Origin of the sequence: Variovorax xiamenensis, assembly GCF_050916385.1 — a bacterium.
GTDB lineage: Bacteria > Pseudomonadota > Gammaproteobacteria > Burkholderiales > Burkholderiaceae_C > Variovorax.
This window is the reverse complement of sequence record NZ_CP139038.1, coordinates 6,906,915-6,928,814: the sequence shown is the minus strand read 5'-3', so window position 1 is coordinate 6,928,814 and position 21,900 is coordinate 6,906,915. Positions and strand designations below refer to the sequence as shown.

The 21,900-nt window shown below is 69.3% G+C and carries 22 protein-coding genes; 15 read left to right on the top strand and 7 right to left on the bottom strand.

Annotated elements, in window-relative coordinates:
• Positions 1-78: 78 nt before the first annotated feature.
• The gene (pyk, locus tag SFB74_RS31935) at positions 79-1,527 is read left to right on the top strand and encodes a pyruvate kinase (protein ID WP_432728380.1); all 1,449 of its coding nucleotides are present in this window, start codon (positions 79-81) and stop codon (positions 1,525-1,527) included.
• Between the two features lie 20 nt (positions 1,528-1,547).
• Here the strand turns inward: pyk and SFB74_RS31930 are convergent, their stop codons facing one another.
• Positions 1,548-2,564: a 1-aminocyclopropane-1-carboxylate deaminase gene (locus tag SFB74_RS31930; protein WP_432728378.1), complete on the bottom strand. Its 1,017-nt coding sequence runs from the start codon at positions 2,562-2,564 to the stop codon at positions 1,548-1,550.
• Between the two features lie 148 nt (positions 2,565-2,712).
• Here SFB74_RS31930 and SFB74_RS31925 point away from each other — a divergent pair, with 148 nt between their 5' ends.
• From SFB74_RS31925 to SFB74_RS31905, 5 genes are all read left to right on the top strand, one after another.
• Positions 2,713-3,198 carry an Lrp/AsnC family transcriptional regulator gene (locus SFB74_RS31925; RefSeq protein WP_432728377.1) on the top strand — a complete coding sequence of 162 codons (486 nt, stop codon included), beginning with the start codon at positions 2,713-2,715 and terminating at the stop codon, positions 3,196-3,198.
• 35 nt (positions 3,199-3,233) lie between these two features.
• Complete coding sequence (locus SFB74_RS31920; protein ID WP_432728376.1) at positions 3,234-4,166, top strand: alpha/beta hydrolase; 933 nt, start codon at positions 3,234-3,236, stop codon at positions 4,164-4,166.
• A 64-nt stretch (positions 4,167-4,230) separates the two neighbouring features.
• Positions 4,231-5,295: a class II fructose-bisphosphate aldolase gene (gene fba / locus SFB74_RS31915; protein WP_093196048.1), complete on the top strand. Its 1,065-nt coding sequence runs from the start codon at positions 4,231-4,233 to the stop codon at positions 5,293-5,295.
• A gap of 104 nt (positions 5,296-5,399) precedes the next feature.
• Positions 5,400-6,305, top strand: a complete 906-nt coding sequence (locus tag SFB74_RS31910) for a phosphoribosylaminoimidazolesuccinocarboxamide synthase (RefSeq protein ID WP_432728375.1) — start codon at positions 5,400-5,402, stop codon at positions 6,303-6,305.
• Between the two features lie 64 nt (positions 6,306-6,369).
• On the top strand, positions 6,370-7,968 hold the full coding sequence (locus SFB74_RS31905) for a hypothetical protein (RefSeq protein WP_432728374.1): 1,599 nt from the start codon (positions 6,370-6,372) through the stop codon (positions 7,966-7,968).
• A 29-nt stretch (positions 7,969-7,997) separates the two neighbouring features.
• On the opposite strand, the gene SFB74_RS31900 is transcribed toward SFB74_RS31905, so the two are convergent.
• Positions 7,998-8,447, bottom strand: coding sequence for an META domain-containing protein (locus SFB74_RS31900; RefSeq protein WP_432728372.1), 450 nt, complete (start codon positions 8,445-8,447; stop codon positions 7,998-8,000).
• A 147-nt stretch (positions 8,448-8,594) separates the two neighbouring features.
• Positions 8,595-9,515: a tetratricopeptide repeat protein gene (locus SFB74_RS31895; RefSeq protein WP_432728370.1), complete on the bottom strand. Its 921-nt coding sequence runs from the start codon at positions 9,513-9,515 to the stop codon at positions 8,595-8,597.
• A gap of 36 nt (positions 9,516-9,551) precedes the next feature.
• On the opposite strand from SFB74_RS31895, the gene purE reads away from it, so the two are divergent.
• From purE to SFB74_RS31880, 3 genes are read left to right on the top strand one after another with little or no spacing between them, the layout of a single operon-like run.
• Positions 9,552-10,103 (top strand): 5-(carboxyamino)imidazole ribonucleotide mutase, encoded by a 552-nt coding sequence (gene purE, locus SFB74_RS31890; protein WP_093196053.1) that lies wholly within the window; start codon positions 9,552-9,554, stop codon positions 10,101-10,103.
• Entirely contained in the window at positions 10,100-11,308 is a 1,209-nt protein-coding gene (locus SFB74_RS31885; protein ID WP_432728368.1) for a 5-(carboxyamino)imidazole ribonucleotide synthase, read from the top strand. The genes purE and SFB74_RS31885 overlap by 4 nt, the downstream gene beginning before the upstream one ends.
• Positions 11,305-12,306: an L-threonylcarbamoyladenylate synthase gene (locus tag SFB74_RS31880; RefSeq protein ID WP_432728367.1), complete on the top strand. Its 1,002-nt coding sequence runs from the start codon at positions 11,305-11,307 to the stop codon at positions 12,304-12,306. Before SFB74_RS31885 ends, SFB74_RS31880 begins: the two co-directional genes overlap by 4 nt.
• Positions 12,307-12,421: 115 nt before the next feature.
• On the opposite strand, the gene SFB74_RS31875 is transcribed toward SFB74_RS31880, so the two are convergent.
• The 3 genes from SFB74_RS31875 to SFB74_RS31865 form a co-directional block, all read right to left on the bottom strand.
• Complete coding sequence (locus SFB74_RS31875; RefSeq protein ID WP_432728366.1) at positions 12,422-14,026, bottom strand: alpha/beta hydrolase family protein; 1,605 nt, start codon at positions 14,024-14,026, stop codon at positions 12,422-12,424.
• Positions 14,027-14,190: 164 nt separating this feature from the next.
• The gene (dacB, locus tag SFB74_RS31870; RefSeq protein WP_432728365.1) at positions 14,191-15,624 is read right to left on the bottom strand and encodes a D-alanyl-D-alanine carboxypeptidase/D-alanyl-D-alanine endopeptidase; all 1,434 of its coding nucleotides are present in this window, start codon (positions 15,622-15,624) and stop codon (positions 14,191-14,193) included.
• 7 nt (positions 15,625-15,631) lie between these two features.
• The gene (locus SFB74_RS31865; protein WP_432728364.1) at positions 15,632-16,219 is read right to left on the bottom strand and encodes a GDP-mannose pyrophosphatase; all 588 of its coding nucleotides are present in this window, start codon (positions 16,217-16,219) and stop codon (positions 15,632-15,634) included.
• 79 nt (positions 16,220-16,298) lie between these two features.
• On the opposite strand from SFB74_RS31865, the gene SFB74_RS31860 reads away from it, so the two are divergent.
• Genes SFB74_RS31860 through pyrF form a run of 5 tightly spaced genes read left to right on the top strand, consistent with a single transcriptional unit; the run spans position 16,299 to position 20,048 of the window.
• The gene (locus SFB74_RS31860; protein ID WP_432728363.1) at positions 16,299-17,120 is read left to right on the top strand and encodes a DeoR/GlpR family DNA-binding transcription regulator; all 822 of its coding nucleotides are present in this window, start codon (positions 16,299-16,301) and stop codon (positions 17,118-17,120) included.
• An 8-nt stretch (positions 17,121-17,128) separates the two neighbouring features.
• Complete coding sequence (gene tsaB / locus SFB74_RS31855; RefSeq protein ID WP_432728362.1) at positions 17,129-17,854, top strand: tRNA (adenosine(37)-N6)-threonylcarbamoyltransferase complex dimerization subunit type 1 TsaB; 726 nt, start codon at positions 17,129-17,131, stop codon at positions 17,852-17,854.
• Complete coding sequence (gene rimI, locus SFB74_RS31850) at positions 17,851-18,393, top strand: ribosomal protein S18-alanine N-acetyltransferase (protein ID WP_432728361.1); 543 nt, start codon at positions 17,851-17,853, stop codon at positions 18,391-18,393. The genes tsaB and rimI overlap by 4 nt, the downstream gene beginning before the upstream one ends.
• Complete coding sequence (locus SFB74_RS31845; protein WP_432728360.1) at positions 18,390-19,193, top strand: uracil-DNA glycosylase family protein; 804 nt, start codon at positions 18,390-18,392, stop codon at positions 19,191-19,193. Before rimI ends, SFB74_RS31845 begins: the two co-directional genes overlap by 4 nt.
• Positions 19,194-19,226: 33 nt before the next feature.
• Complete coding sequence (pyrF, locus tag SFB74_RS31840) at positions 19,227-20,048, top strand: orotidine-5'-phosphate decarboxylase (RefSeq protein ID WP_432728359.1); 822 nt, start codon at positions 19,227-19,229, stop codon at positions 20,046-20,048.
• A gap of 107 nt (positions 20,049-20,155) precedes the next feature.
• Here pyrF and SFB74_RS31835 read toward each other — a convergent pair whose 3' ends face one another.
• Positions 20,156-20,890 carry a helix-turn-helix domain-containing protein gene (locus SFB74_RS31835; RefSeq protein ID WP_019653935.1) on the bottom strand — a complete coding sequence of 245 codons (735 nt, stop codon included), beginning with the start codon at positions 20,888-20,890 and terminating at the stop codon, positions 20,156-20,158.
• Positions 20,891-21,036: 146 nt separating this feature from the next.
• Here SFB74_RS31835 and SFB74_RS31830 point away from each other — a divergent pair, with 146 nt between their 5' ends.
• Positions 21,037-21,891 (top strand): hypothetical protein, encoded by an 855-nt coding sequence (locus tag SFB74_RS31830; RefSeq protein WP_432728357.1) that lies wholly within the window; start codon positions 21,037-21,039, stop codon positions 21,889-21,891.
• The last annotated feature ends 9 nt before the right edge of the window (positions 21,892-21,900 follow it).

The window sequence follows — 21,900 nt, the reverse complement described above, 5'->3', positions numbered from 1 at the left end:
CGCGGGAAAACCCACGGGTGACTTCCGTTCGACACACAAACTGTATACAGTAGCGAATACAAAACGGAGACCACCCTCATGAGCTCGGACCGCATCCCCCGCCACGCCACCAAGATCGTCGCCACCCTCGGCCCGGCGTCCAACACGCCGGAACTGCTGGAAAAGATGATCCTGGCCAAGGTCAGCGTGGTCCGGCTGAATTTCAGCCACGGTACCGCGCAGGACCACATCGACCGCGCCGCCATGGTGCGCGAAGCCGCCCGCAAGGCCGGGCGCGAGGTGGCCATCATGGCCGACCTGCAGGGCCCGAAGATCCGCGTCGGCAAGTTCGCGCAGGGCAAGGTCTGGCTGGAGGCCGGCGCCAAGTTCGTGCTCGACGCCTCGCGCACCGAGCCCGGCGACGCCGATGCCGTCGGCCTCGACTACAAGGACCTGCCGCGCGACGTGAAGCCCGGCGACCGCCTGCTGCTGAACGACGGCCTCATCGTGCTGACCGTCGATGCCGTCAGGGGCGAGGCCGTGCATACCACCGTCAAGCTCGGCGGCGAGCTGTCGAACAACAAGGGCATCAACAAGCAGGGCGGCGGCCTCACGGCCCCCGCGCTGACGGCCAAGGACATGGAAGACATCAAGACCGCGATGAGCTTCCAGGCCGACTACGTGGCCGTGAGCTTCCCCAAGAACGCGACCGACATGGAAATGGCGCGCCAGCTGTGCAACGTGGCGGCCGCCGAGTACGGCCACAAGCCCGGCATGATCGCCAAGATCGAACGTGCCGAGGCCATTCCGAAGCTCGAAGAGATCCTGCGCGCCAGCGACGGCATCATGGTCGCGCGCGGCGACCTCGCGGTCGAGGTGGGCAACGCGGCGGTGCCCGCTCTGCAGAAGAAGATGATCCGCATGGCCCGCGAGATGGACAAGGTGGTCATCACCGCGACCCAGATGATGGAGTCGATGATCACCAACCCCGTGCCCACCCGCGCCGAGGTGAGCGACGTGGCCAACGCCGTGCTCGACGGCACCGACGCCGTGATGCTCTCCGCCGAAACAGCCTCGGGCCGCTACCCGCTCGAGACCGTGCAGGAGATGAGCCGCATCTGCGAAGCCGCCGAAGCTGCCGAAGACAAGCAGCTCGACGCCGACTTCAGCGGCCAGAACTACAGCCGCATCGACCAGTCGATCGCGATGGGCGCGCTCTTCACCGCCCACCACCTGGGCGCCAAGGCCATCGTCGCGCTCACCGAGTCGGGCTCCACCCCGCTGTGGATGAGCCGTCACCGTGCGCACATTCCCATGTACGCGCTGACCTCGCGCCTGGCCACGCAGCGCAAGATGGCGCTCTACCGCAATGTGCGCCCGCTGCTGATGGACTCGGAAAGCGACCGCGACACCGCGCTGCTGCAGGCCGAGAACCACCTGAAGAAGCGCGGCATCGTGCAAAGCGGCGACGTCTACGCGATCACCTGCGGCGAGCCGATGGGTGCCCCGGGGGGCACCAACATGCTCAAGATCTGCAGGGCGAGCTGAACCCGCCCGGCTGAGCCTGCTCAGCCGTTGCGGAAGAGGAAGCTGTAGGCGTTCAGGGCGGGCACTCCGCCCAGGTGCGCATACAGCACCTTCGAACCCGCCGGGAATTCACCCAGCCGCACCTTCTCGATCATCCCGTGCATCGACTTGCCCTCGTACACGGGGTCGGTCAGCATGGCTTCGAAGCGCGCGCTCAGGCGGATGGCCTCCAGCGTGCCTTCGTTCGGCAGGCCGTACTCGGGGCCGCCGAAGCGGCGATCGAGCACGATGTCCTTCTCGGTGATGTCGCGGCCCAGCTCCACCAGCTCGGCCGTGTTTTTCGCGATGCGAAGGATCTGGTCGAAGGTCTGCTGCGGCTTGGCCGAGGCGTCGATGCCGATCACGCGGTCGGCCCGGCCGTCGGCCGCGAAGCCCACCACCATGCCGGCCTGCGTGCTGCCCGTCACCGAGCAGACCACGATGTAGTCGAACTTGAAGCCCAGCTCGGCCTCCTGCTGGCGCACTTCCTCGGCGAAGCCGACGAAGCCCAGGCCGCCGCGCGGATGCTCGGAGCAGCCCGCCGGGATCGGGAACGGCTTGCCGCCGGCCTTGCGGACGCTCTCCATGGCGTCTTCCCAGCTCTTGCGGATGCCGATGTCGAAGCCGGCTGCGTCCAGGCGCACGTCGGCGCCCATGATGCGTGACATCTCGATGTTGCCGACCCGGTCGTACACCGCGTCGGAATAGTTGACCCAGTTCTCCTGCACCAGCACGCACTTCATGCCGAGGTGCGCCGCCACGGCTGCGACCTGACGCGTCTGGTTCGACTGGATGCCGCCGATGGACACCAGCGTGTCGTAGCCGCCTTCGATCGCCTCGGGGATCAGGTACTCGAGCTTGCGCGTCTTGTTGCCGCCGAAGGCCAGGCCGCTGTTGCAGTCCTCGCGCTTGGCGTAGAGGTCGACCTTGCCGCCCAGGTGCGCGCTCAGCCGCTTCAGCGGTTGGATCGGCGTGGGGCCGAAGGTCAGCGAGTGACGGGGAAACTTCTTGAGGTTCATCGCAGCGGTTCCAGGAAGGAGGGTGAGGGGGTTGAGGCCTTCATCGTAGAAAAAATGCCACGCAACGTGCTTGCGAAGTTTTCTGGCTTTGATGGAGAAAAAGATGCAGGATCGCAAGATCGAATATCTTTGTCTTGAAGAGAAGTTAATGGGCACAACAAAGTTGCGTGACACGCCGGAGCTCGATCGCACCGACCGCGCCATCCTGCGCGCCATGCAGCGCGACGCCTCGCTGTCGAACGTGGCGCTGGCCGCGAAGGTCAATCTCAGCCCCGCCGCCTGCCTGCGCCGCGTCGAGCGGCTCAAGGCGGCGGGCCTCATCAAGGGCATCGTCGCGCTGCTCGACCCCGACGCGCTCGAGGTGGGCATGCTCGTGATGATCGGCGTGGTGCTCGACCGCTCCACGCCCGATTCCTTCGCCGACTTCGAGAAGGCCGCGCAGAAGGTTTCGGGTTGCCTCGAATGCCACGTGGTCACGGGCGAGTTCGACTACTTCATGCTGGTGCGCACCCGCGACAACGACAGCTTCAACCGCCTGCACGCCGAGCAGCTGCTGTACCTGCCGGGGGTGCGGCAGATCCGCACCTTCGTCGTGCTCAAGCAGGTGCTGTCGACCACGCAGCTGCCGGTCTGACGAAACCGGCGCCCGGCGGCGTGCGTACTGTCGCGATGAGCCTTCTTCCGACCTTCGCCTCACTCCGCCGGCGCCGCGGCGCTTTCCTCGTCGCCTTTTCGGTCATCGCCGCCGCCGTGCTTTCGGCCTGCTCTCCGGTCAAGGTGCTCAACGGGCTGGTGCCTACCGACACCTACCGGCTCCAGGGCGGCATCGCCTACGGCCGGGCGCCGCATCAGTTGCTCGACGTGTACCAGCCGTTGCCGGCCACGCAGCCGGCGCCGGGGGCGCGGCCGCTGGTGGTGTTCTTCTACGGCGGCACCTGGACGACCGGCGACCGCGCCAGCTACAGGTTCGTCGGCGAGGCGCTGGCCGCGCGGGGCGCCGTGGTGGTGGTGCCCGACTACGGGCTCTCGCCGGCCTTCACCTATCCGGCCTTCGTGCGCGACAGCGCGCTGGCCGTCAAATGGGCGCTCGACAACGCGGCCCGGCTGGGCGCCGACCCGAAGCAGGTGTTCGTGATGGGCCACAGCTCGGGCGGCTACAACGCCGCGATGGTCGCGCTCGACGGGCGCTGGCTCGGGGAACTGGGCGCCAGCCCGAAGCAGCTCGCGGGCTGGATCGGCCTGGCCGGCCCCTACGACTTCCTGCCCATCATCGACCCGCAGGCGCGGGTCGCCTTCAACTGGCCCGACACGCCGCGCGACTCGCAGCCGCTGGCGCACGTCACGTCCGAGTCGCCGCGTGCCCTGCTCATGGCGGCGTCGAAGGACGACCTGGTCTACCCCGACCGGAACACGGGGCAGATGGCCGCGGCGCTGCGCGCGGCGGGCGTGCCGGTGGAGGTCAGGCTGTTCGACGACCTGAGCCATGTGACGCTGATCGGCGCCTTCGCCAGGCCGATCCAGTGGCTGGGCGGGCCGGTGCTGCCGCCTGTCATGGATTTCCTCGGGCTGGCGTCGGTCCTGTCCCACAAGGGGGCTCGGTAGAATTACGGCAGTTTTTCCCGCCTTTCAGTCTTCTTCTTTTCCTAATTCCCGCGAGGTATTTCCCATGGCACTCGTCTCGATGCGCGAACTGCTCGACCATGCCGCAGCCAATGGCTACGGCATTCCGGCCTTCAACGTCAACAACCTCGAACAGGTCCAGGCCGTCATGGAGGCCGCCAAGGAAACCGGCGCGCCCGTCATCCTGCAGGCCAGCGCAGGCGCCCGCAAATACGCCGGCGAGGCCTTCATCAAGCACCTGATCCAGGCCGCGATCGAGCAGTATCCGAACATCCCGCTGGTCATGCACCAGGACCACGGCCAGAGCCCGGCCATCTGCCAGGGCGCCATCGACCTCGGCTTCTCCTCCGTCATGATGGACGGCTCCTTGCATGAAGACGGCAAGACGCCCGCCTCCTTCGACTACAACGTCGACGTGACCCGCAAGGTCGTGCAGCTGGCGCACAAGGTCGGCGTGACCGTCGAAGGCGAGCTGGGCTGCCTGGGCTCGCTCGAGACCGGCATGGCCGGCGAGGAAGACGGCATCGGCGCCGAAGGCGTGCTCGACCACTCCGCGCTGCTGACCGACCCCGAGGAAGCCGCCCAGTTCGTCAAGGCCACGCAGCTCGACGCGCTGGCCATCGCCATCGGCACCAGCCACGGCGCCTACAAGTTCACCCGTAAGCCCACCGGCGACATCCTGTCGATCCAGCGCGTGAAGGAAATCCACGCCCGCCTGCCCAACACCCACCTGGTGATGCACGGCTCGTCGTCGGTGCCGCAAGACCTGCTGGAAATCATCCGCAAGTTCGGCGGCAACATGAAGGAAACCTACGGCGTGCCCGTCGAGGAAATCCAGGAAGCCATCAAGTACGGCGTGCGCAAGATCAACATCGACACCGACATCCGCCTGGCGATGACCGGCGCGGTGCGCAAGTTCATGGCCGAGAACCCCGAGAAGTTCGACGCCCGCGAATGGCTCAAGCCCGCGCGCGAAGCCGCCAAGCAGATCTGCAAGCAGCGCTACATCGAATTCGGCTGCGAAGGCCAGGGCGCCAAGATCAAGGGCGACACGCTCCAAGTGGTCGCCACCAAGTACGCCAAGGGCGAGTTGGCCCAGGAAGTCATCTAAAACCTCCCCGCTGCTCGAAGGCCACCGTTCGCGGTGGCTTTTTTCTGCGCGCACAATCCGCTTTCACCGTCCCCACGTTTCCCACCGCATTTGCTGTTGCTCCCATGACCACCGTCCACACCTCCTCCATCCAGAGCCTGCCCCTGCTTGCGCGCGGCAAGGTGCGCGACAACTACGCCGTCGGCGAGGACCGCATCCTGATGGTCGCGAGCGACCGCCTGAGCGCCTTCGACGTGATCATGGGCGAGCCCATTCCGGGCAAGGGCGAGATCCTTACGAAGATGGCGCTGTGGTGGTTCGACCGGCTGGGCCAGATCTGCCCCAACCACCTGACCGGCGACGCGCCCGAGAGCGTGGTCACCGAAGCCGAGGTGCCGCAGGTCACCGGCCGCTCGATGCTGGTCAAGCGCCTGAAGCCGATCCCGGTCGAGGCCGTGGTGCGCGGCTACCTGGCCGGCAGCGGCTGGAAGGAATACCAGGAAAGCCGCTCGGTCTGCGGCGTGCCGCTGCCCGAGGGCCTGACCAACGCCAGCAAGCTGCCGCGCCCCATCTTCACCCCCGCCGCCAAGGCCGCGGCCGGCGAGCACGACGAGAACATCAGCTACGAGCGCGTGGTCGAGATCGTCGGCCCCAAGCTCGCGCAGCAGATCCGCGAGACCAGCATCGCCATCTACGAGACCGCCGCGCAGATCGCCCTGGCCAAGGGAATGATCATTGCCGACACCAAGTTCGAGTTCGGCCTCGACGAGAACGGCACGCTGGTGCTGATGGACGAAGTGCTCACCCCCGACAGCTCGCGCTACTGGCCGGTCGAGGGCTACCAGGCCGCGCTGGCCGCCGGCGCCAATCCGCCGAGCTACGACAAGCAGTTCGTGCGCGACTGGCTCGAAGCCACCAAGATCAACGGCAAGCCCTGGGACAAGACGCCCCCGGCGCCGCGCCTGCCGGCCGAAGTCATCGAGAAGACGGCCGCCAAGTACCGCGAGGCGCTGGAGCGACTCACCGGCTGAAGCAATGACTGCCCGCCTGGCCGGGTAGTCCATCCCGGGCGCCTTGTCGCCACGGGAACAGGGGATGTCCGAACGTCCCCGCCTCGCCATCATGTGCGCCAAGAACATGAGGGGCGGGAATATGGAAACCGGAGCAGGAAGAGTCCAGCGCTGGCATCGCTGCGTGGCCGCGGGCCTTGCCGTTGCGATCGCGGGGTGCAGCAGCACCAATCCCTACCAGCGCAGCGCGCGCGTCGACCGGCCCATCAGCCAGCTCGGCCGGGAGGAAGTGCGCTATGCCCATGCCGAAAGGCTGGCTGGCAACCTGCACGGCGCGCTCGCCGTGCTCAAGGACCAGCGGCGCGAGTGGTACGACTCGCTTTCCACGCAGTCGCGCGTTCGCGCCCTCACCCAGCTCGGGCTGCTGGGCGTGACCGCCGCGGCGCTCTACAGCGGCCTGAAGTCGGGCGTGACGAGCGACCACGACAAGAAGCGCCTGGCGCTGGCCGGCGCGGCCGGCTTCGCGGCCTATTCGGGCAGCACCTGGTTCGTCAATCCCGCCCAGGAGCAGGCGTATGTCGAAGGCATGCGCGAGCTGACCTGCGCGATGATGAACATCGAGCCGCTGCGCATGAGCGCGGTCCAGTTCTCGCAGATGAGGCAGGAGCGGGAGGATCTTGCGAAGGCCATCAACAAGCTCGACAAGAGCCTGCTGGAAGCCGAGGCCACCGAGCGCTATGGCCGCGACAGCAAGCTGGCCTGGGCGCAGGTCCGGGTGGAGGCGAGAAGCGCGCTGGTACGTGCCCGCAAGACCCTGGCCTCCAGTGAACAGCTGGCCGACCAGCTCAACAACAGCGGCGTCATCCTGATGCGAGAGGGCGATCTCGTCTTTGCCCGCGTGGCTGCGCGGATCAACGCAGCCAGCAAACCCATCACCTCACCGGACGTCATGGCCGGCGAAGCGGCCGGGATGATCGGCAAGTTCAGGGCGGTGAAGATCGATGTGCCTAGCGAAAGCGATCCAGGCGGTGGCGGCGGAAGCGGAACGCCGGCAGCCCCGCCGGCGGTGGGCGGCGGCAGTGCGACGAGCAGCTCGGCATCTTCTGGCTCCACTGCGGCAGCATCGAAGTCACTGGGAAGCGCCAGCATGCAGGAGCTGCTCGCACAGGTCGCCGCCCTGCAGAAACAGCAGACCGCCGCCGCCGTGAAAGAGGCACAGAGAACGCGCGAAGACAGGCTCGAGGCAGAAGCAAAGGGCCAAAAGCCCAAAGCGACCGAGGCAACGACGGCCCGCAGGCTGGCCAGCGAAACCGCCGACCTCTATGCCGCCCGCCGCCCCCTGAGCAACCGTCTTCTCAGCTTCGCCGAACAGCGCAAGTCCGTCGAACGCAACGGCAGCTGCGTGGGCGGTGCCAGCGCCATGAGCATCTCGCCGGCCGACGATGCCAAGGTCGCCCCGGGCGAGGCCCGCGAGATCACCGTGAGCGGCGTGACCGCTGCGCCGCAGGTTTCGGTGAAAGGCCCGGCGAGCTTCGAGATCCTGGTCGGCCCGGGGGTGAACCAGTACGTGGTGCGCGTCAAGGTTGCGGCCGATGCCAAGGGCACGGTGGAGGTCACCATCTCCGACCGGGGCCTGGCGACCGAGGAAGTCCAGCTGACCGTCGCTACGCCAGCCGCCAAGTAGAAAAAGGACGCAGACGGGGAGGCGGCGCCTCAGCGCGCCCCGCCGCTGTTCAGCAGCGCCACCGTCCGCCCGCTGGCATCCAGCAGCGCCAGCCGGGTCGGTCCGGCCAGCCGGTAGCTCGCGGCGCTCTGCAGCGCGGAAATGAACTGGGCCTCGTTGGCGCTGCGGTTCGGGTCGAGGCAAGCCATGCGGGTCGAGGCCAGCTGGCCGATCTTCAGCGCGACCCCGGTGCGCGTGAAGGTGCCGGAGATGCGGTTGCAGCCGCCCGAGCCGCTCACGCGCCCGCTGCTGCGGTCGAACTGCACCTGTGCGCCGCTGCCCGGCGGGACCGGCTCGTCGCCCAGCTGGGCCAGTTGCCAGGCCGGGCCCTCGATCGGCTCGTCGAGGCTGATGCCGCTGCCGCAACCGGCCAGCGTGGCCAATAACGCCGTGGCGGCAAGGGCGGGGAAAAGCGCGGTGCGGCGGGCGAAGGAGCGCATGGCCAGTGTTCCTTTTTCGAACTGCAACAAGTTGAATCGGGCGTGATCGTATGCGACGGCGCGGGGCTCGCCAATTCCGCGGTTCCGTGTCGTTAGGCCATGAAAAAAGCGACCCGGAGGTCGCTTTCGTGGAAAGGGGGAAGGAGATCAGCTCAGCACGATGCTGCTGAGCCGGCGGCGGTAGCTCGCCACCACCGGATCGTCCGGCGGGATCTGCCCGTCGGCCACCTTCACCTTCGGCGGCTCGATGATGTCCAGGATGGCGATGTAGGTCTTGCGGGCGAGGTCCTCGCTCCAGGTCTTGTCGCGCATCAGGATGTCGAGCAGCTCGTCCATGGCGTCGGTCCAGCGCTGCGCGGCCATCAGCAGGCGGGCGCGGCCGAAGCGGGCGTCGAAGTCACGCTTGTTGGCGGCGATCTTCGCGTCGAAATCGGCGACAGCAGGCGCTGCGCCTGCCACCGGTGCTGCGAAATCGATAGCGTCCATCCAGCGCTGCAGCGCGTCGAAGCGGCGCACCACCGAGGTCTTGGCGATCACCGGGGCGAAGGCCACCTTGGCGTCGTCGATGCGGCCTTCCTGCAGCAGCAGCTTCACGTAGTCGAAGCGGGCGTCGTCGTTGGCCGGGTCGGTGGCCACCGCGTGCTGCAGCTTCTCGAGCGCACCCTCGGTGTCGCCGCCGGCCAGCGCCTCCTGGGCGGCGGCTTCCTGCGAGGCGGCCTCGGCCTCGTCGGCGCCAGGCACGTGCTTATTGAGGAATTCGCGGATCTTCTCGGCCGGGATGGCGCCGACGAAGCCGTCCACCGGCTGGCCGTCCTTGAACATCACGCAGAACGGGATGCTGCGCACGCCGAACATTTCCGACAGCTGCGAGGAAATCTGCGGCACCTTGTCGGCGTCGAGCTTGGCCAGGGTGAAGCGCCCGCCGTACTCGACTTCGAGCTTTTCGAGCACCGGGCCCAGCTGCTTGCAGGGGCCGCACCATTCGGCCCAGATGTCCAGCAGCACCGGCGCGGCGACCGAGGCTTCGATCAGTTCGGCCTGGAAATTTTCGAGAGTGATGTCGATCATCGGAACCAACTGAGGGTGAAACGTAAAATTGAAACCATGAACGAAACCATTCAGGTCGGTGTAGTGATGGGCTCCAACTCCGATTGGGAGACGATGCGCAACGCGGTCGAGATTCTCCAGCAATTCGGAATCGGCCACGAAGCCAGGGTGGTCTCGGCCCACCGGATGCCCGACACGCTCTTCGAATACGCCGAAAGCGCAGCCGGGCGCGGGCTGGCCGCGATCATCGCCGGCGCGGGCGGCGCGGCCCACCTGCCGGGCATGCTGGCCTCCAAGACCACGGTGCCGGTGCTCGGCGTGCCGGTGGCCAGCCGCCACCTGCAGGGCGTCGACTCGCTCTACAGCATCGTGCAGATGCCCAAGGGCGTGCCGGTCGCCACCTTCGCCATCGGCAACGCCGGCGCTGCCAACGCGGCGCTGTTCGCGGTGTCGATGCTGGCGGTGAACAACCCGGCGCTGCGCGCGAAGCTCGACGCCTTCCGCGCCGCGCAGACGGCCGCCGCCGAGGCCATGACCCTGCCCCCGGCCCCCGCTGGCGAGGCTCCCCCCGTGTCTCCTTTCTCGCCGCAAGGCGGAGGTGCCCTGTGAGCAGCAAGAACGGCGACCTGCCCATCCTTCCGGGCGCCACGCTCGGCGTGCTCGGCGGCGGACAGCTGGGGCGCATGTTCGCCCACGCCGCCCAGCGCATGGGCTACTTCACGGCGGTGCTCGACCCCGACACCGACAGCCCCGCCGGCCGCGTGAGCCATCACCACATCCACACCGACTACGACGATGTCGACGGCCTGGCCCGCCTGGCTGGCCTGGCCGACGCGGTGACCACCGAATTCGAGAACGTGCCCGCGCCCTCGCTGGAGCACCTCGCGGTGGCGCGCCCGGTGTCGCCCGCCGCGCCGGCCATCGCCATCGCGCAGGACCGCATCGCCGAGAAGGCGCACTTCACCCGCTGCGGCGTGCCCTGCGCGCCCTACGCGGTCGTCGAGACCGCCGCCCAGCTCGCCGCCGTCGACGACAACCTGCTGCCCGGCATCCTCAAGACCGCGCGCCTGGGCTACGACGGCAAGGGCCAACAGCGCGTGAAGACCCGCGCCGAGCTGGTCGACGCCTGGCAGGCCACGGGCTGCGTGCCCTGCGTGCTCGAGAAGATGCTGCCGCTCGAGTTCGAGTGCTCGGTCATCCTGGCGCGCGGCCGCGACGGCCAGATCGTGCACTTCCCGCCTCAGCGCAACCTGCACCGCGACGGCATCCTGGCCGTGACCGAGGTGCACCCGCAGAACATGCCCAAGACGGTGGCGCAGGGCGCCGTCAACTCGGCCAAGAGCATCGCCAATGGCCTGGGCTACGTGGGCGTGCTGTGCGTCGAGTTCTTCGCGCTGGCCGACGGCTCGCTGGTCGTCAACGAGATGGCGCCGCGTCCGCACAACAGCGGCCACTACACGATGGAAGCCTGCGACGTGTCGCAGTTCGAGCTCCAGGTGCGCACCCTCGCCGGCCTGCCGCTGGCCGCGCCGCGCCAGCACAGCCCCGCGATCATGCTCAACCTGCTGGGCGACCTGTGGTTTCCCGCCGGCGCCGACGGCAAGGCCGACAAGCCGGTGTCGCCGCGCTGGAGCGAGGTGCTCGCGCTGCCCGGCGCGCACCTGCACCTCTACGGAAAGATGGAGCCGCGCAAGGGCCGCAAGATGGGCCACCTCACGCTCACCGGCGCCACGCTCGAAGCGGTGCGCGCCACGGCCTCGCAGGCCGCTCTGCTGCTGGGCCTGCCGGCGGTGAGCACCGCCGACCTCGCATGATCCTCGACGGCCGCACCCCCGAAGCCATCGCCGAGGCGGCGCGCGTGCTGCGCGCGGGCGGGCTGGTGGCCTTCCCGACCGAGACCGTCTACGGCCTTGGTGCGGACGCGAGCAGCGACACCGCCGTGGCCGGCATCTTCGAGGCCAAGGGGCGGCCCTCCGACCATCCGCTGATCGTCCACGTGGCGGCCGGCACCAAGGGCACGGAGTCGCTCTCGCGCTTCGCCCAGCCGCTGCCGCCCTTCGCGCAGAAGCTGGTGCAGGCCTTCTGGCCCGGCCCGCTCACGCTGATCGTCACGCGCCAGCCCGGAGTGGGCGCCGCGGCTGCCGGCGGGCAGGACACCATCGGCCTGCGCTGCCCTTCGCATCCGGTGGCGCAGGTGCTGCTCGAGGCCTGCGCCGAGCAGGGCGTGCCCGGCCTCGCGGGGCCCAGCGCCAACCGCTTCGGCCGCGTGAGCCCGACCACCGCGCAGCACGTGCACGACGAGTTCGGCGACGAACTGCTCGTGATCGACGGCGGCGCCTGCGACGTGGGCATCGAGTCGACCATCGTCGACTGCAGCCGCGGCGCGCCCGTGCTGCTGCGCCCCGGTCTCATCACGCGCGCGCAGATCGAGGCAGCCTGCGGCGAGAAGCTCGCCGACCGCGAAGTGCTCGAAACGCCCGACCCGCGCGCCTCGGGCACGCTCGAGGCGCACTACGCGCCGAACGCCAAGGTGCGGCTGATGGACGCCAAGTCGATCCAGACCGGCCTCGACGTGCTGGGCGCGAACGCCGCCCACATCGCCGTGTGGTCGCGCACGGCGGTGCGCAGCCGCTCGCAGCGCGTGCTGCTGCGACGCATGCCCGACGACGCGGCGGCGAGCGCGCAGCTGCTGTTCGCGGTGCTGCGCGAGTTCGACGCGCAGGGCGTCAAGCTGATCTGGGTCGAGACGCCGCCCGACACGCACGAGTGGGAAGGCGTGAAAGACCGCCTCCAAAGAGCGTCGGCCGCTTGAACCTGGCTAACCCCCAGGCTTGCCCACTTCGTGTGGCCGCCCACCCCCTTGCAGGGGGCAACACCAGCGGCCCGGCAAAGCCGGTTCCGCGGTGTTCCTGGAATGGGCTCTTCGTTCAGCCTCCGGCTGCGAGCACGCCCTGGAAGAAGCCTCGCGCGGAGGCCAGGCAGAACGGCGGCGCCAGGGTGCCGTGGTACGCCAGCGTGACGGCCTGGGCCTTGTCCGATGCACTGCCCGACGTGTTCTGCGCCAGCAGTGCCTTGGCCTGCGCGAAGCCGGCGCGGGCGGTCGAATAGGCGTCGATCGCCGCCGAATCCTCCAGGTCCACCACCGACAGCAGGCTGGACGGCATGCCCTTGGCGCGGAAGTAGCCCGAGGTGGCGCGGGTGCTCACGAAGTTCACCGTCGGGTCGTTGGCGCCGCCGCACATCAGCACAGGCCGGGTTGGCACCCAGTTGCGCAGGTCGTTGGCGATGGCCGCCTTGCGAAAGCCCGTGGAGGGCTTGCAGTCCAGCGGCGAGGTCGTGCTCAGCGAAGCAGACGTGGCCGGCAGCGCGTTGCCGGGGCAGGGGTTGCCCTGGATGTCGCCGGCCGCCTGCGTCAGGAAGCTCTGCTTGATGAGGTTGTTGGCGCCGTAGAAGATCGACAGCTCGGGGCTCACCGGACCCGGCGTGGCGTTGGCCGGGAACAGCGCGAGCTGCGGCAGCTTGCCGCTGGAGAACAGCGTGCCGGGCGAAGTGCTCGGCAGCAGGGTGTCGATGCCGCTGGCGTACTGGGCTTCATATACGTCGCTGGTGGAGCCGTAGACGTTGCCGAACTGCTGCTGCCAGCTGGTCGACAGCAGCGGCACGAACAGCGTGGCGCCCAGCGCCGGCCAGCCCAGGTAGGTGTAGTCGGTCAGCAGGCTGATGGCCGAGGGCGCCGACAGCGGCGCCGATGCCGTCACCGCCTTGCCGTTGGCCTGCATCTCGCGGTGCGCCGCCATCGCCACATAGCCGCCCTGCGAGTAGCCGGTGATGAAGAGCGAGCCGGCGTCGTTCGCGCCGATGCCCGAGAAGGTCTTGCGCGCCGCGGTGAGCGCGTCGACCATGTCCTTGCCCTGCTGGTCGCCGTTGAGGTACGGGTGGTAGGGCAGCGTCGACTTGTCGTAGCCCGCGTAGTTGGGCGCCACCACGATGTAGCCCTGCGCCGCGAACATGGCGGCGACCATCAGGCCCTCGCCGGCGGCGGCCTGCGTGCTGTCTGTCCACTTCGCCAGGTTGTAGGCCTTGGCGGCGGTGGTGCCGTGGGCATAGAGCACCACCGGGCGCTGGCCGCTGCAGGCCACGTCGGAGCCGGTGGGCACCATGATCGCGGCGGTGGCGTTGGTGGCCTCGTTCTTCGCGCCGATGGTGCGGTACTCGAGGTAGCGCAGGTCCACGCCGCACTTGGGCGTACCCGCCACCTGCAGCAGGGCCTTGCCCTGGTCGCTGGCCTGCAGGCTGGCGGTGAACTGGGTGGCCGTCAGCGCGGCCGTCTTCTCGGGCGGGTCGGTGACCACCGAGCCCCGGCCGTTGTCGACCGCGGGCGGCGGAACGCCCACCCCGATGCCGATGCCTCCTCCGCCCCCGCCACCTCCGCCGCAGGCGGCGAGCAGCAGCAGGGTCGCGGCGCTCGCGACGGCCGTGAAGGCGCCGGTCTTGCGCAGGGATCTCGAGGACTGGGGATGAGGCTGGTTCACGTGATGTCTCCTGCGCTGGTGCGCTTGGCTTGTATGGAATCGAACGACCGTCCGATTCTGTGCAGCGCCATGGCCGCGCGCAAGCGGGCGTTTGCCCTCAGAAAACTTCAGTACACAGCGCTGCAATCCGGCCAGCCGCCGGCCGTGCAGGCGGCCTTCGGGCCTCAGTTGTCCTGCGAGGCCCAGTCGACCAGCGCGTCGAAGGCCGCGCGCGCGGCCCCGGCGTTCTCGCCGTTGGCGATGGCCACGAGCACGTAGCGGCGCCCGCTCGCGCCGTCCACGTAGCCGGCCACGCCCGAGGCGTCGCGCAGCGTGCCCGTCTTCAGGTGCGCCGAGCCGCCCGAGCGCAGCGTGCGCTTCTTCAGCGTGCCGTCCACGCCCATGGCTGGCAGCGAGGACATCAGCTCCGGCATCACCGGCGAGCGCCAAGCCACCTGCAGCATCTTGCCGAGCGCGGCGGCGCTGATGCGCTCGTCGCGCGACAGGCCCGAGCCGTTCTCGAACACCGGCTGCGCCTCGCCCGTGCCGATGCGCTCGCGCCACCACTGGCCCATGGCCGCGCGCGAGGCCTCGAAGGTGCCGCGGTTCTTCTGCGCCAGGCCTATCGTGAGGAACAGCTGCTGCGCCATCACGTTGTTGCTGTACTTGTTGACGTCGCGGATCACCTCCGCCAGCGGCGGCGACTCGAACTCGAAGGCCGGCTTCAGCCCCGCCGGCACGCGCCCCTCGCGCATCTGGCCGCCCACGCGCCCGCCCATCTCGGCCCACATGCCGCCGATGGCGCGCATGGCGTAGGTGCGCGGGTCGCCGTAGGCCACGGCCCAGCTCTTCTCGCCGCAGCCGCTGGGGAAGCCGCCGTTGAAGCGGATGCGGTTCACGTCGCTGAAGTCGGCGCGCAGCGTGCCGCGCCAGTCGCCGCATTCGCCGGGCACCAGCGCCACGGTCTGCGGCATGGCCACGCTCGCGAGGGGGGGCTCGTAGCTCACCCGCGCGATCTGGCCGGCGCGGTCGGGCGCGAAGGTCATGTTGACCGACTTGAAGTTCACCAGCAGCGCGTCGGGCGAGGCGTTGTAGGGGCGCAGCGGCTCGCCGTCGAAGGCGGCGGGGTCGCTTTCCACCGTGGTCTCGAAGGCGCTGCGGTCGAGGATGATGTCGCCGCTCACCGTGGTGATGCCCAGCCCCTGCACGTGGCGCAGCAGCAGCCACACGCGCTCCAGCACCAGCTTCGGATCGCCCTGGCCCTTGATGTAGAGGTTGCCGTTGAGCACGCCGTTGTTCACCGTGCCGTCGACGTAGACCGGCGTGGTCCAGTTGTAGGCCGCGCCGAGCAGGTCGAGCGCGGCGTAGGTGGTCACCAGCTTCATGATCGACGCCGGGTTCACCGGCGCCTGCGTGCGCCATGCCAGGCGCGGCTGGCGCGTGCCGTCGGCCTCGGCGACCAGCATGGTCACCGACTCGCGCGGCACCTTGGCGCGGGCGAGGGCGGCTTCGACCTGGGTGGGAAGGGCTTGCTGGGCGAACACGCCGGACGGAGCCAGCGTTGCGAGAGTCAGCGCGCAGGCGAGCGCACGGGGGACACGACGAAAGACGAAAGGCATCCGCCCATTATCCCGGCGGGAAAACGTGCAGCTTCGCGTGATAGAGCAGCATCACCGTCTTGGCGTCCGCGATGCGGCCGTCGGCCACCATGGCCAGGGCCTCGTCGATGCCGGGCTCCAGCACCTCGATGTCCTCGCCTTCCTCTGCCAGCCCGCCGCCGGCGCCGATGCGCATCGACGGCTCGTAGGGCGCGACGAAGAAATGCAGCTTCTCGGTGACCGAGCCCGGGCTCATGAAGCACTCGAAGACCTTGCGCACCTCGCCCAGCCGGTAGCCGAGTTCTTCCTCCACCTCTGCGCGGATGCGCTCCTCTGGCGCCGCGTCGTCGAGCAGGCCGGCGGCGGCCTCGATCAGCAGGTCGTCGTGGCCGTTGACGAAGGCCGGATAGCGGAACTGCCGCGTGAGCAGCACGGTGCGCCGCTCCAGGTTGTAGGGCAGCAGCGTGGCGCCGTTGCCGCGGTCGTAGGTCTCGCGGTGCATGCGCTGCCACTGGCCGTCGTTGCGGCGCCAGTCGAAGGCTGTGGTGCGCAGCGTGTACCAGTTGTCGGAAAGCAGGGTGACTTCGTGCACCCGGACGCGGTCGTGGATGGTCATGGCGCCGAGCATATGTGCATGTTCGTGCAATAACAAGAAAAATCGTGCGAAAGGCTGCGCCAGCCGATACCATCGCCGCATGCTCACCAGCCAGCGCAAGCAACACATCCTCTCGGTCCTGCGGCGCGACGGCAATGTCGTCGCCAAGTCGCTCAGCGAAGAGCTGGGCCTGTCGGAAGACACCATCCGCCGCGACCTGCGCGAACTGGCGGCCGAGGGACTGCTGCTGCGCGTGCACGGCGGCGCCCTGCCGCTGGCGGCGGCCGAGGCCGACTTCGCTGGCCGCCAGCAGCTCGCGCCCGACGAGAAGATCGCCATCGGCCGCGCCGCCGCGCGCCTGGTGAAGCCGGGGCAGGTGGTGTTCATCGACGGCGGCACCACCGCCGTGCAGCTTGCGCGCCACCTGCCGGCGAACCTGCGGGCTACGGTGGTCACGCACAGCCCGTCGGTGGCGGTGGAGCTGGCCTCGCACGCGGGCGTCGAGGTGGTGCTGATCGGCGGTCGGCTCTTCAGGCACTCGATGGTGGCGGTGGGCTCGGCGGCGATGGCTGCCATCTCGCGCATCCATGCCGATACGTACTTCATGGGCGTCACCGGCGTGCACGCCGAGGCCGGGCTGACCACCGGCGACCTGGAGGAGGCCGAGATCAAGCGCGCGCTGATGGCCTCGGCGGCCGAGACGGTGGTGATGGCCTCGTCGGAAAAGATCGGCGCGGCGTCGGCCTGGGTGGTCAACCCGGTGGCGTCTGCCGGCACGCTGCTGGTTTCGCCGGAAGCGCCGTCCGCAGCGCTGGTGCCGCTGCGTCGGGCCGGGCTGGCGATCCTGCGCAGCGACGATGCCGACGGCGACAGATCCGCCGATATCGCAGGCCGCGCTTCGGGATTGCCCGGCCCTCGATAATCGCGGGGATGCCTTCCGTCCCGCCCAAGCTGCTCGCCTTCGATACCAGCACCGAACACCTGTCCGTGGCCGTGCTGCACGGCGACAGGCTGCTGGCGCACGACGGTGCCGGCGGCGCGCAGGCCTCCAGCACCCTTCTTCCGCTGATCCGGCAACTGCTGGGCGAAGCCGGCCTCGCGCTGGCCGAACTCGACGCCATCGCCTTCGGCCGCGGCCCCGGCTCCTTCACCGGGCTGCGCACCGCCTGCTCGGTGGCCCAGGGCCTGGCCTTCGGCGCCAAGGTGCCGCTGCTGCCGGTCGACACCCTGCTCGCGGTGGCCGAGGAAGCGCGTCATGCCTTCGGCGCGCAACAGGTGGTGGCCGTGCTCGACGCCCGCATGGACCAGGTCTACGCCGCGCGCTACGACTTCGCGGCCCATGGTCCGTTCGGCCAGCCCGAAGGCGGCGAGGAGCCCTTGCTGCTGTCGCCCGAGGAGCTCGACGTGCCCGCCGGCTGGCCCCTCGCCGGCAATGCCTTCGCCGCCTACGGCGAGCGCCTGGCCCCGGCCTCCGCCCGCCACGAGGCGCTGCCGACGGCCGCCGCCATGCTGCGGCTGGCGCCCGCACTGCTCGCCGCCGGGCGTACCGTGCCGGCCGCGCAGGCCTGGCCGCTCTACGTTCGCGATAAAGTGGCGCAAACCACAGAAGAGCGCGCCGCCATCAAGGCGGCCGCTGCCCGCCAGCCCCTCGCATGAGCGCAGTCCTCCAGCCCGTCGAAGCCCGCCTCGAACCGCTCACCGTCGAGCGGATCGATGCCGTCTGCGCGGTCGAGCAGACGGCCTACAGCCACCCCTGGACGCGCGCCAACTTCACCGATTCCATGGCCGTGGGCTACCACTGCCAGTGCCTGCTGGCCCCCGGCATCGCGCCGGGCGTGAACTCGCCGGTCACGCAGCTGGGCGAGACGCTGATCGGCTACTTCGTCGCCATGAAGGGCGTCGACGAGGTGCACCTGCTGAACATCACCGTGGCGCCGGCATTCCAGCGCCAGGGCTGGGCGCCGCTCATGCTCGAGGCGCTGGGCGGCTGGTCGCGCGCCGAGGGCGCGCAGTGGCTCTGGCTCGAAGTGCGCCAGAGCAACCAGCGCGCGCTCGACATCTACCTGCGCCAGGGCTTTCGCAGCGTCGGCGTGCGCAAGGGCTACTACCCGGCGCACGACGGCAAGCGCGAGGACGCGGTCGTCATGAGCCTGCGCCTGAACGAGAGCTCCACCGCCTGGGGAGGCCTGCGATGAGCGCCGCGGTGCAGACACTGAGGCTCGACGCCCGCCAGCGCGCGATGCTCGACGAGATGGGTGTGAAGGTCTGGTGGCCGGTGCCCGAGGCGGTCGAGGTGGCTGCCGCGCCCGAAGCTCCCGCGCCGGTCGATGAGGAAGTGGCTGTCGTCGACGAGCGCCAGGAAGCCGAGATGCCGGTGGCCGCACCGCCTCCGCCTGCGGCCCGGCCCGCCGCCGCGCCGGTGCAGGCTCCCGCGCTCGCTCCCCGTGCCACCGCGCCGGTCAGCCAGGGGGCGGCCGTTTTGGTCGAAGCACCGTGCCGTCTCTATGCCGACGCCGGAGTGGCCGATGCCGCGCAGGGCGGCTGGCTGATCGTCGCCGACATGCCGCCCGAGGCCGACGGCCGCCATGGCGACCCCTTCGCTGGCGATTCAGGCCGCCTGCTCGACAACATGCTGCGCGCCCTGAAGCTGCACGACGGCGGCACGCCGGTGCACCTCATGCGCACCCACCGCGGCGTGGCCTCCGGCCAGCCGGGGAGCCCGCGCGCCATGGACGAGGCCTTCGGCGAGCACGCGACGGCCATCGCCCCGCGCGTCGTGCTGGCCATGGGCCCGCTGGCCGCCCAGAGCCTGATGCGCAGCGGCGACCCGCTGGGCAAGCTGCGCGGCCGCGCCGTGCCGCTGGATTCCGTCGATGGCGCCTCCGTGGTCGCCACCTACCACCCGGCCTACCTGCTGCGAAATCCCGCGGACAAGGCCCGCGCCTGGGCAGACCTCTGCCTGGCCGCGGAACAGCACTCGCCCGGCCCGAACTGAGCCTCCATGGCGGGCCAATTAAAATCACGGCCCATGACTTTCCTCGACAAGCTGGCCGCCGCACAGCAAAAAAACGGTTCATTGCTTTGCGTGGGGCTCGATCCGGAGCCAGCCAGGTTCCCGGGGCAGTTCAAGGGCGACGCGAGCCGCATCTATGACTTCTGCGCCCGCATCGTCGACGCGACGGCCGACCTGGTCATCGCCTTCAAGCCGCAGATCGCCTACTTCGCCGCCCACCGCGCCGAAGCCCAGCTCGAAAAGCTCATGGAGCACATGCGCCGCAACACGCCCGACGTGCCCGTGATCCTCGACGCCAAGCGCGGCGACATCGGCTCCACCGCCGAGCAGTACGCCCTGGAAGCCTTCGAGCGCTACGGCGCCGACGCGGTGACGCTGTCGCCCTTCATGGGCTTCGACTCGGTCGCTCCGTATCTCAAGCACGAGGGCAAGGGCGCCTTCCTGCTGTGCCGCACCAGCAACCCGGGCGGCTCCGACCTGCAGGGCCAGCGGCTGGCGGACGTCGAGGGCCAGCCCTTCCTGTACGAGCACGTCGCCAGGCTGGCGCAGGGGCCGTGGAACCTGAATGGCCAGCTCGGGCTGGTGGTGGGGGCGACCTACCCCGCCGAGATCGAGCGCGTGCGCGAACTCGCGCCCACAGTGCCGCTGTTGATCCCGGGCGTCGGTGCCCAGGGCGGCGACGCGGTCGCCACGGTGCGCGCCGGCTGGCGCGCCGATGCGCCGATCGTCGTGAACTCGTCGCGGGCGATCATCTACGCCTCGTCGGGCGACGATTTCGCCGAGGCGGCCAAGACCGCGGCGCGCGCCATGCGCGACACCCTGGAAGCCGCCAAATAGGGCTCGCCCCCAGGCTGCGCGCACTTCGTGTCGCTTCGCCAACCCCCTACCGGGGGCAACACCTGAGGCCCGGCAAAGCCGGTTCCTCGGTGTTCCTGGATTAAGCCTCAGGCTCTACGGAGTCTGGTGAACGCCTCGAACTCCCAGTTCCGCATCCCCAGCAGCAGCGTGTAGCCCTCGCGGTCCTTGGCGGCCAGCTTCTGGTCGGTCTGGTGCTGCTGGGCGAAGTCCTGCGCCACGCGCTGCAGGCGTTCCAGGAAGGCGGGCGCCAGGGAGCGGCTGATCTGGCCGTGCACCAGCAGCAGGCCCTCGGCCGGGCCGTCGAAGCCGCCCTTGTAGTAGTCGAGCACCACGTTCTCGCGGAAGAACTCCATCACCGGGCCGTGCGGCCGCCAGCGGAAGGTCTTGGCGAGCTTCAGGCGATACCGGTTGAGCGGGCGCAGCTCGATGATGCCGATGCGGTCCAGCTGCGCCAGGAAGCCGATGCACTCGGCCTCGCTCACGCGGTAGGCCGCCACGATCTGCTCCAGCGTCCACTGGCTCAGCACGCTGATGGCCACCAGCAGCAGCTTCTTGTCCTTGACCACCGCCTTTTCCTGCTCGTGCGTCAGCTCCTTCAAGAGCGGCTGGGCGTCGGCCACGCGGCGCGCCAGTTCGGCGAAATCGATCTTCAGCGCCCGGCAGATGGCGTCCACGCGCGACAGCGGCATGTCGCTCTTGGCCAGCATCCGCTTGACGCTGGATTCGGCCATGTCGAGCGACCGCGCCAGGTCGGCGTAGGTCATGCGGGCGTTCTTGAGTTCGTTCTTGAGGGCTTGGACGAGATCGACGGTGGTACTCATGGGCGGGAAGCGTACACGGGCGTCGGCAAGTATCAATTGGAGATACCACCGGGTGTGAATTAGTGCCTCGTATCGATTCTCGATGCCTCTGGAGGGGTCCGGACCCTAAATTCCGCCCCACGTTCAGACCACCACCGAGGACCGCCATGCTTCTGCCCTCTCTCAGCCGCCGCGAACGCGGGTTGCTTTTCACCTTCCTGCTGCTCGCGCTGATCGGCTTCTTCGGCCCCGAGCTGCCGGCTGCCGACGTGGCCATCGCCTCGGTGTTCGCCGACAACCGCGCCTGGCACGGGCTGCCCAACGCCATGGACGTGCTGAGCAACATCCCCTTCGTGGTGATCGGCCTGTGGGGCCTGTACCGGCTCAACCGCATCGACCGTTCGCACCAGGAGGCGCTGTCGCAGTTCCCGCTGGCCCCGCCGGCCAGCGACCCGCCGGACAACACGCTGGACTGCGCCTGGCTCTTCTTCGCCGGCCTGATCGCCACCGCCGCCGGATCGGCCTTCTATCACCTCATGCCCGACGGCCCCCGGCTCGCGGCGGACCGCGCCGGCATGGCGGTGGCCTTCGCCGGGCTGATCGGGGTGGCGGTCTGCGAACGGGTGAGCCAGCGCGCCGGCTGGCCCGCAGCCTGGTTCGTGCTGACTGCCGGCCTGCTCTCGGCCGAGGTGTTCCAGGAAACGGGCAACGTCATGCCCTGGGCGCTGGTGCAGTTCGGCGGCATGGCGCTGGTGCTGACGCTGGCGCTCTCCACGCCGATGCGCAAGTCGGTAGGGCTGAAGCTGGGCTGGGTCATCTTCTTCTACGTGCTGGCCAAGGGCTTCGAGATGGCCGACCAACAGATCTACGAGTTCACGCGGCACACGGTGTCGGGCCATACGCTCAAGCACCTGACGGCCTCGCTCGCCGGACTGCCCGTGGTGTTCGCGCTGCGCAAGCTGGAGATGCGCTGGGAAGCCGCGCTGCGGCACAATCCGGGCGCCGCCGCCGTGGCCGCATGAGGAGCACTC

Coding starts and splice junctions, on each gene's coding strand:
- pyk (WP_432728380.1), top strand. CDS start 79: ATGAGCTCGGACCGCATCCCCCGCCACGCCACCAAGATCGTCGCCACC.
- SFB74_RS31930 (WP_432728378.1), bottom strand. CDS start 2,564: ATGAACCTCAAGAAGTTTCCCCGTCACTCGCTGACCTTCGGCCCCACG.
- SFB74_RS31925 (WP_432728377.1), top strand. CDS start 2,713: ATGGGCACAACAAAGTTGCGTGACACGCCGGAGCTCGATCGCACCGAC.
- SFB74_RS31920 (WP_432728376.1), top strand. CDS start 3,234: ATGAGCCTTCTTCCGACCTTCGCCTCACTCCGCCGGCGCCGCGGCGCT.
- fba (WP_093196048.1), top strand. CDS start 4,231: ATGGCACTCGTCTCGATGCGCGAACTGCTCGACCATGCCGCAGCCAAT.
- SFB74_RS31910 (WP_432728375.1), top strand. CDS start 5,400: ATGACCACCGTCCACACCTCCTCCATCCAGAGCCTGCCCCTGCTTGCG.
- SFB74_RS31905 (WP_432728374.1), top strand. CDS start 6,370: ATGTCCGAACGTCCCCGCCTCGCCATCATGTGCGCCAAGAACATGAGG.
- SFB74_RS31900 (WP_432728372.1), bottom strand. CDS start 8,447: ATGCGCTCCTTCGCCCGCCGCACCGCGCTTTTCCCCGCCCTTGCCGCC.
- SFB74_RS31895 (WP_432728370.1), bottom strand. CDS start 9,515: ATGATCGACATCACTCTCGAAAATTTCCAGGCCGAACTGATCGAAGCC.
- purE (WP_093196053.1), top strand. CDS start 9,552: ATGAACGAAACCATTCAGGTCGGTGTAGTGATGGGCTCCAACTCCGAT.
- SFB74_RS31880 (WP_432728367.1), top strand. CDS start 11,305: ATGATCCTCGACGGCCGCACCCCCGAAGCCATCGCCGAGGCGGCGCGC.
- dacB (WP_432728365.1), bottom strand. CDS start 15,624: ATGCCTTTCGTCTTTCGTCGTGTCCCCCGTGCGCTCGCCTGCGCGCTG.
- SFB74_RS31865 (WP_432728364.1), bottom strand. CDS start 16,219: ATGACCATCCACGACCGCGTCCGGGTGCACGAAGTCACCCTGCTTTCC.
- SFB74_RS31860 (WP_432728363.1), top strand. CDS start 16,299: ATGCTCACCAGCCAGCGCAAGCAACACATCCTCTCGGTCCTGCGGCGC.
- tsaB (WP_432728362.1), top strand. CDS start 17,129: ATGCCTTCCGTCCCGCCCAAGCTGCTCGCCTTCGATACCAGCACCGAA.
- rimI (WP_432728361.1), top strand. CDS start 17,851: ATGAGCGCAGTCCTCCAGCCCGTCGAAGCCCGCCTCGAACCGCTCACC.
- SFB74_RS31845 (WP_432728360.1), top strand. CDS start 18,390: ATGAGCGCCGCGGTGCAGACACTGAGGCTCGACGCCCGCCAGCGCGCG.
- pyrF (WP_432728359.1), top strand. CDS start 19,227: ATGACTTTCCTCGACAAGCTGGCCGCCGCACAGCAAAAAAACGGTTCA.
- SFB74_RS31835 (WP_019653935.1), bottom strand. CDS start 20,890: ATGAGTACCACCGTCGATCTCGTCCAAGCCCTCAAGAACGAACTCAAG.
- SFB74_RS31830 (WP_432728357.1), top strand. CDS start 21,037: ATGCTTCTGCCCTCTCTCAGCCGCCGCGAACGCGGGTTGCTTTTCACC.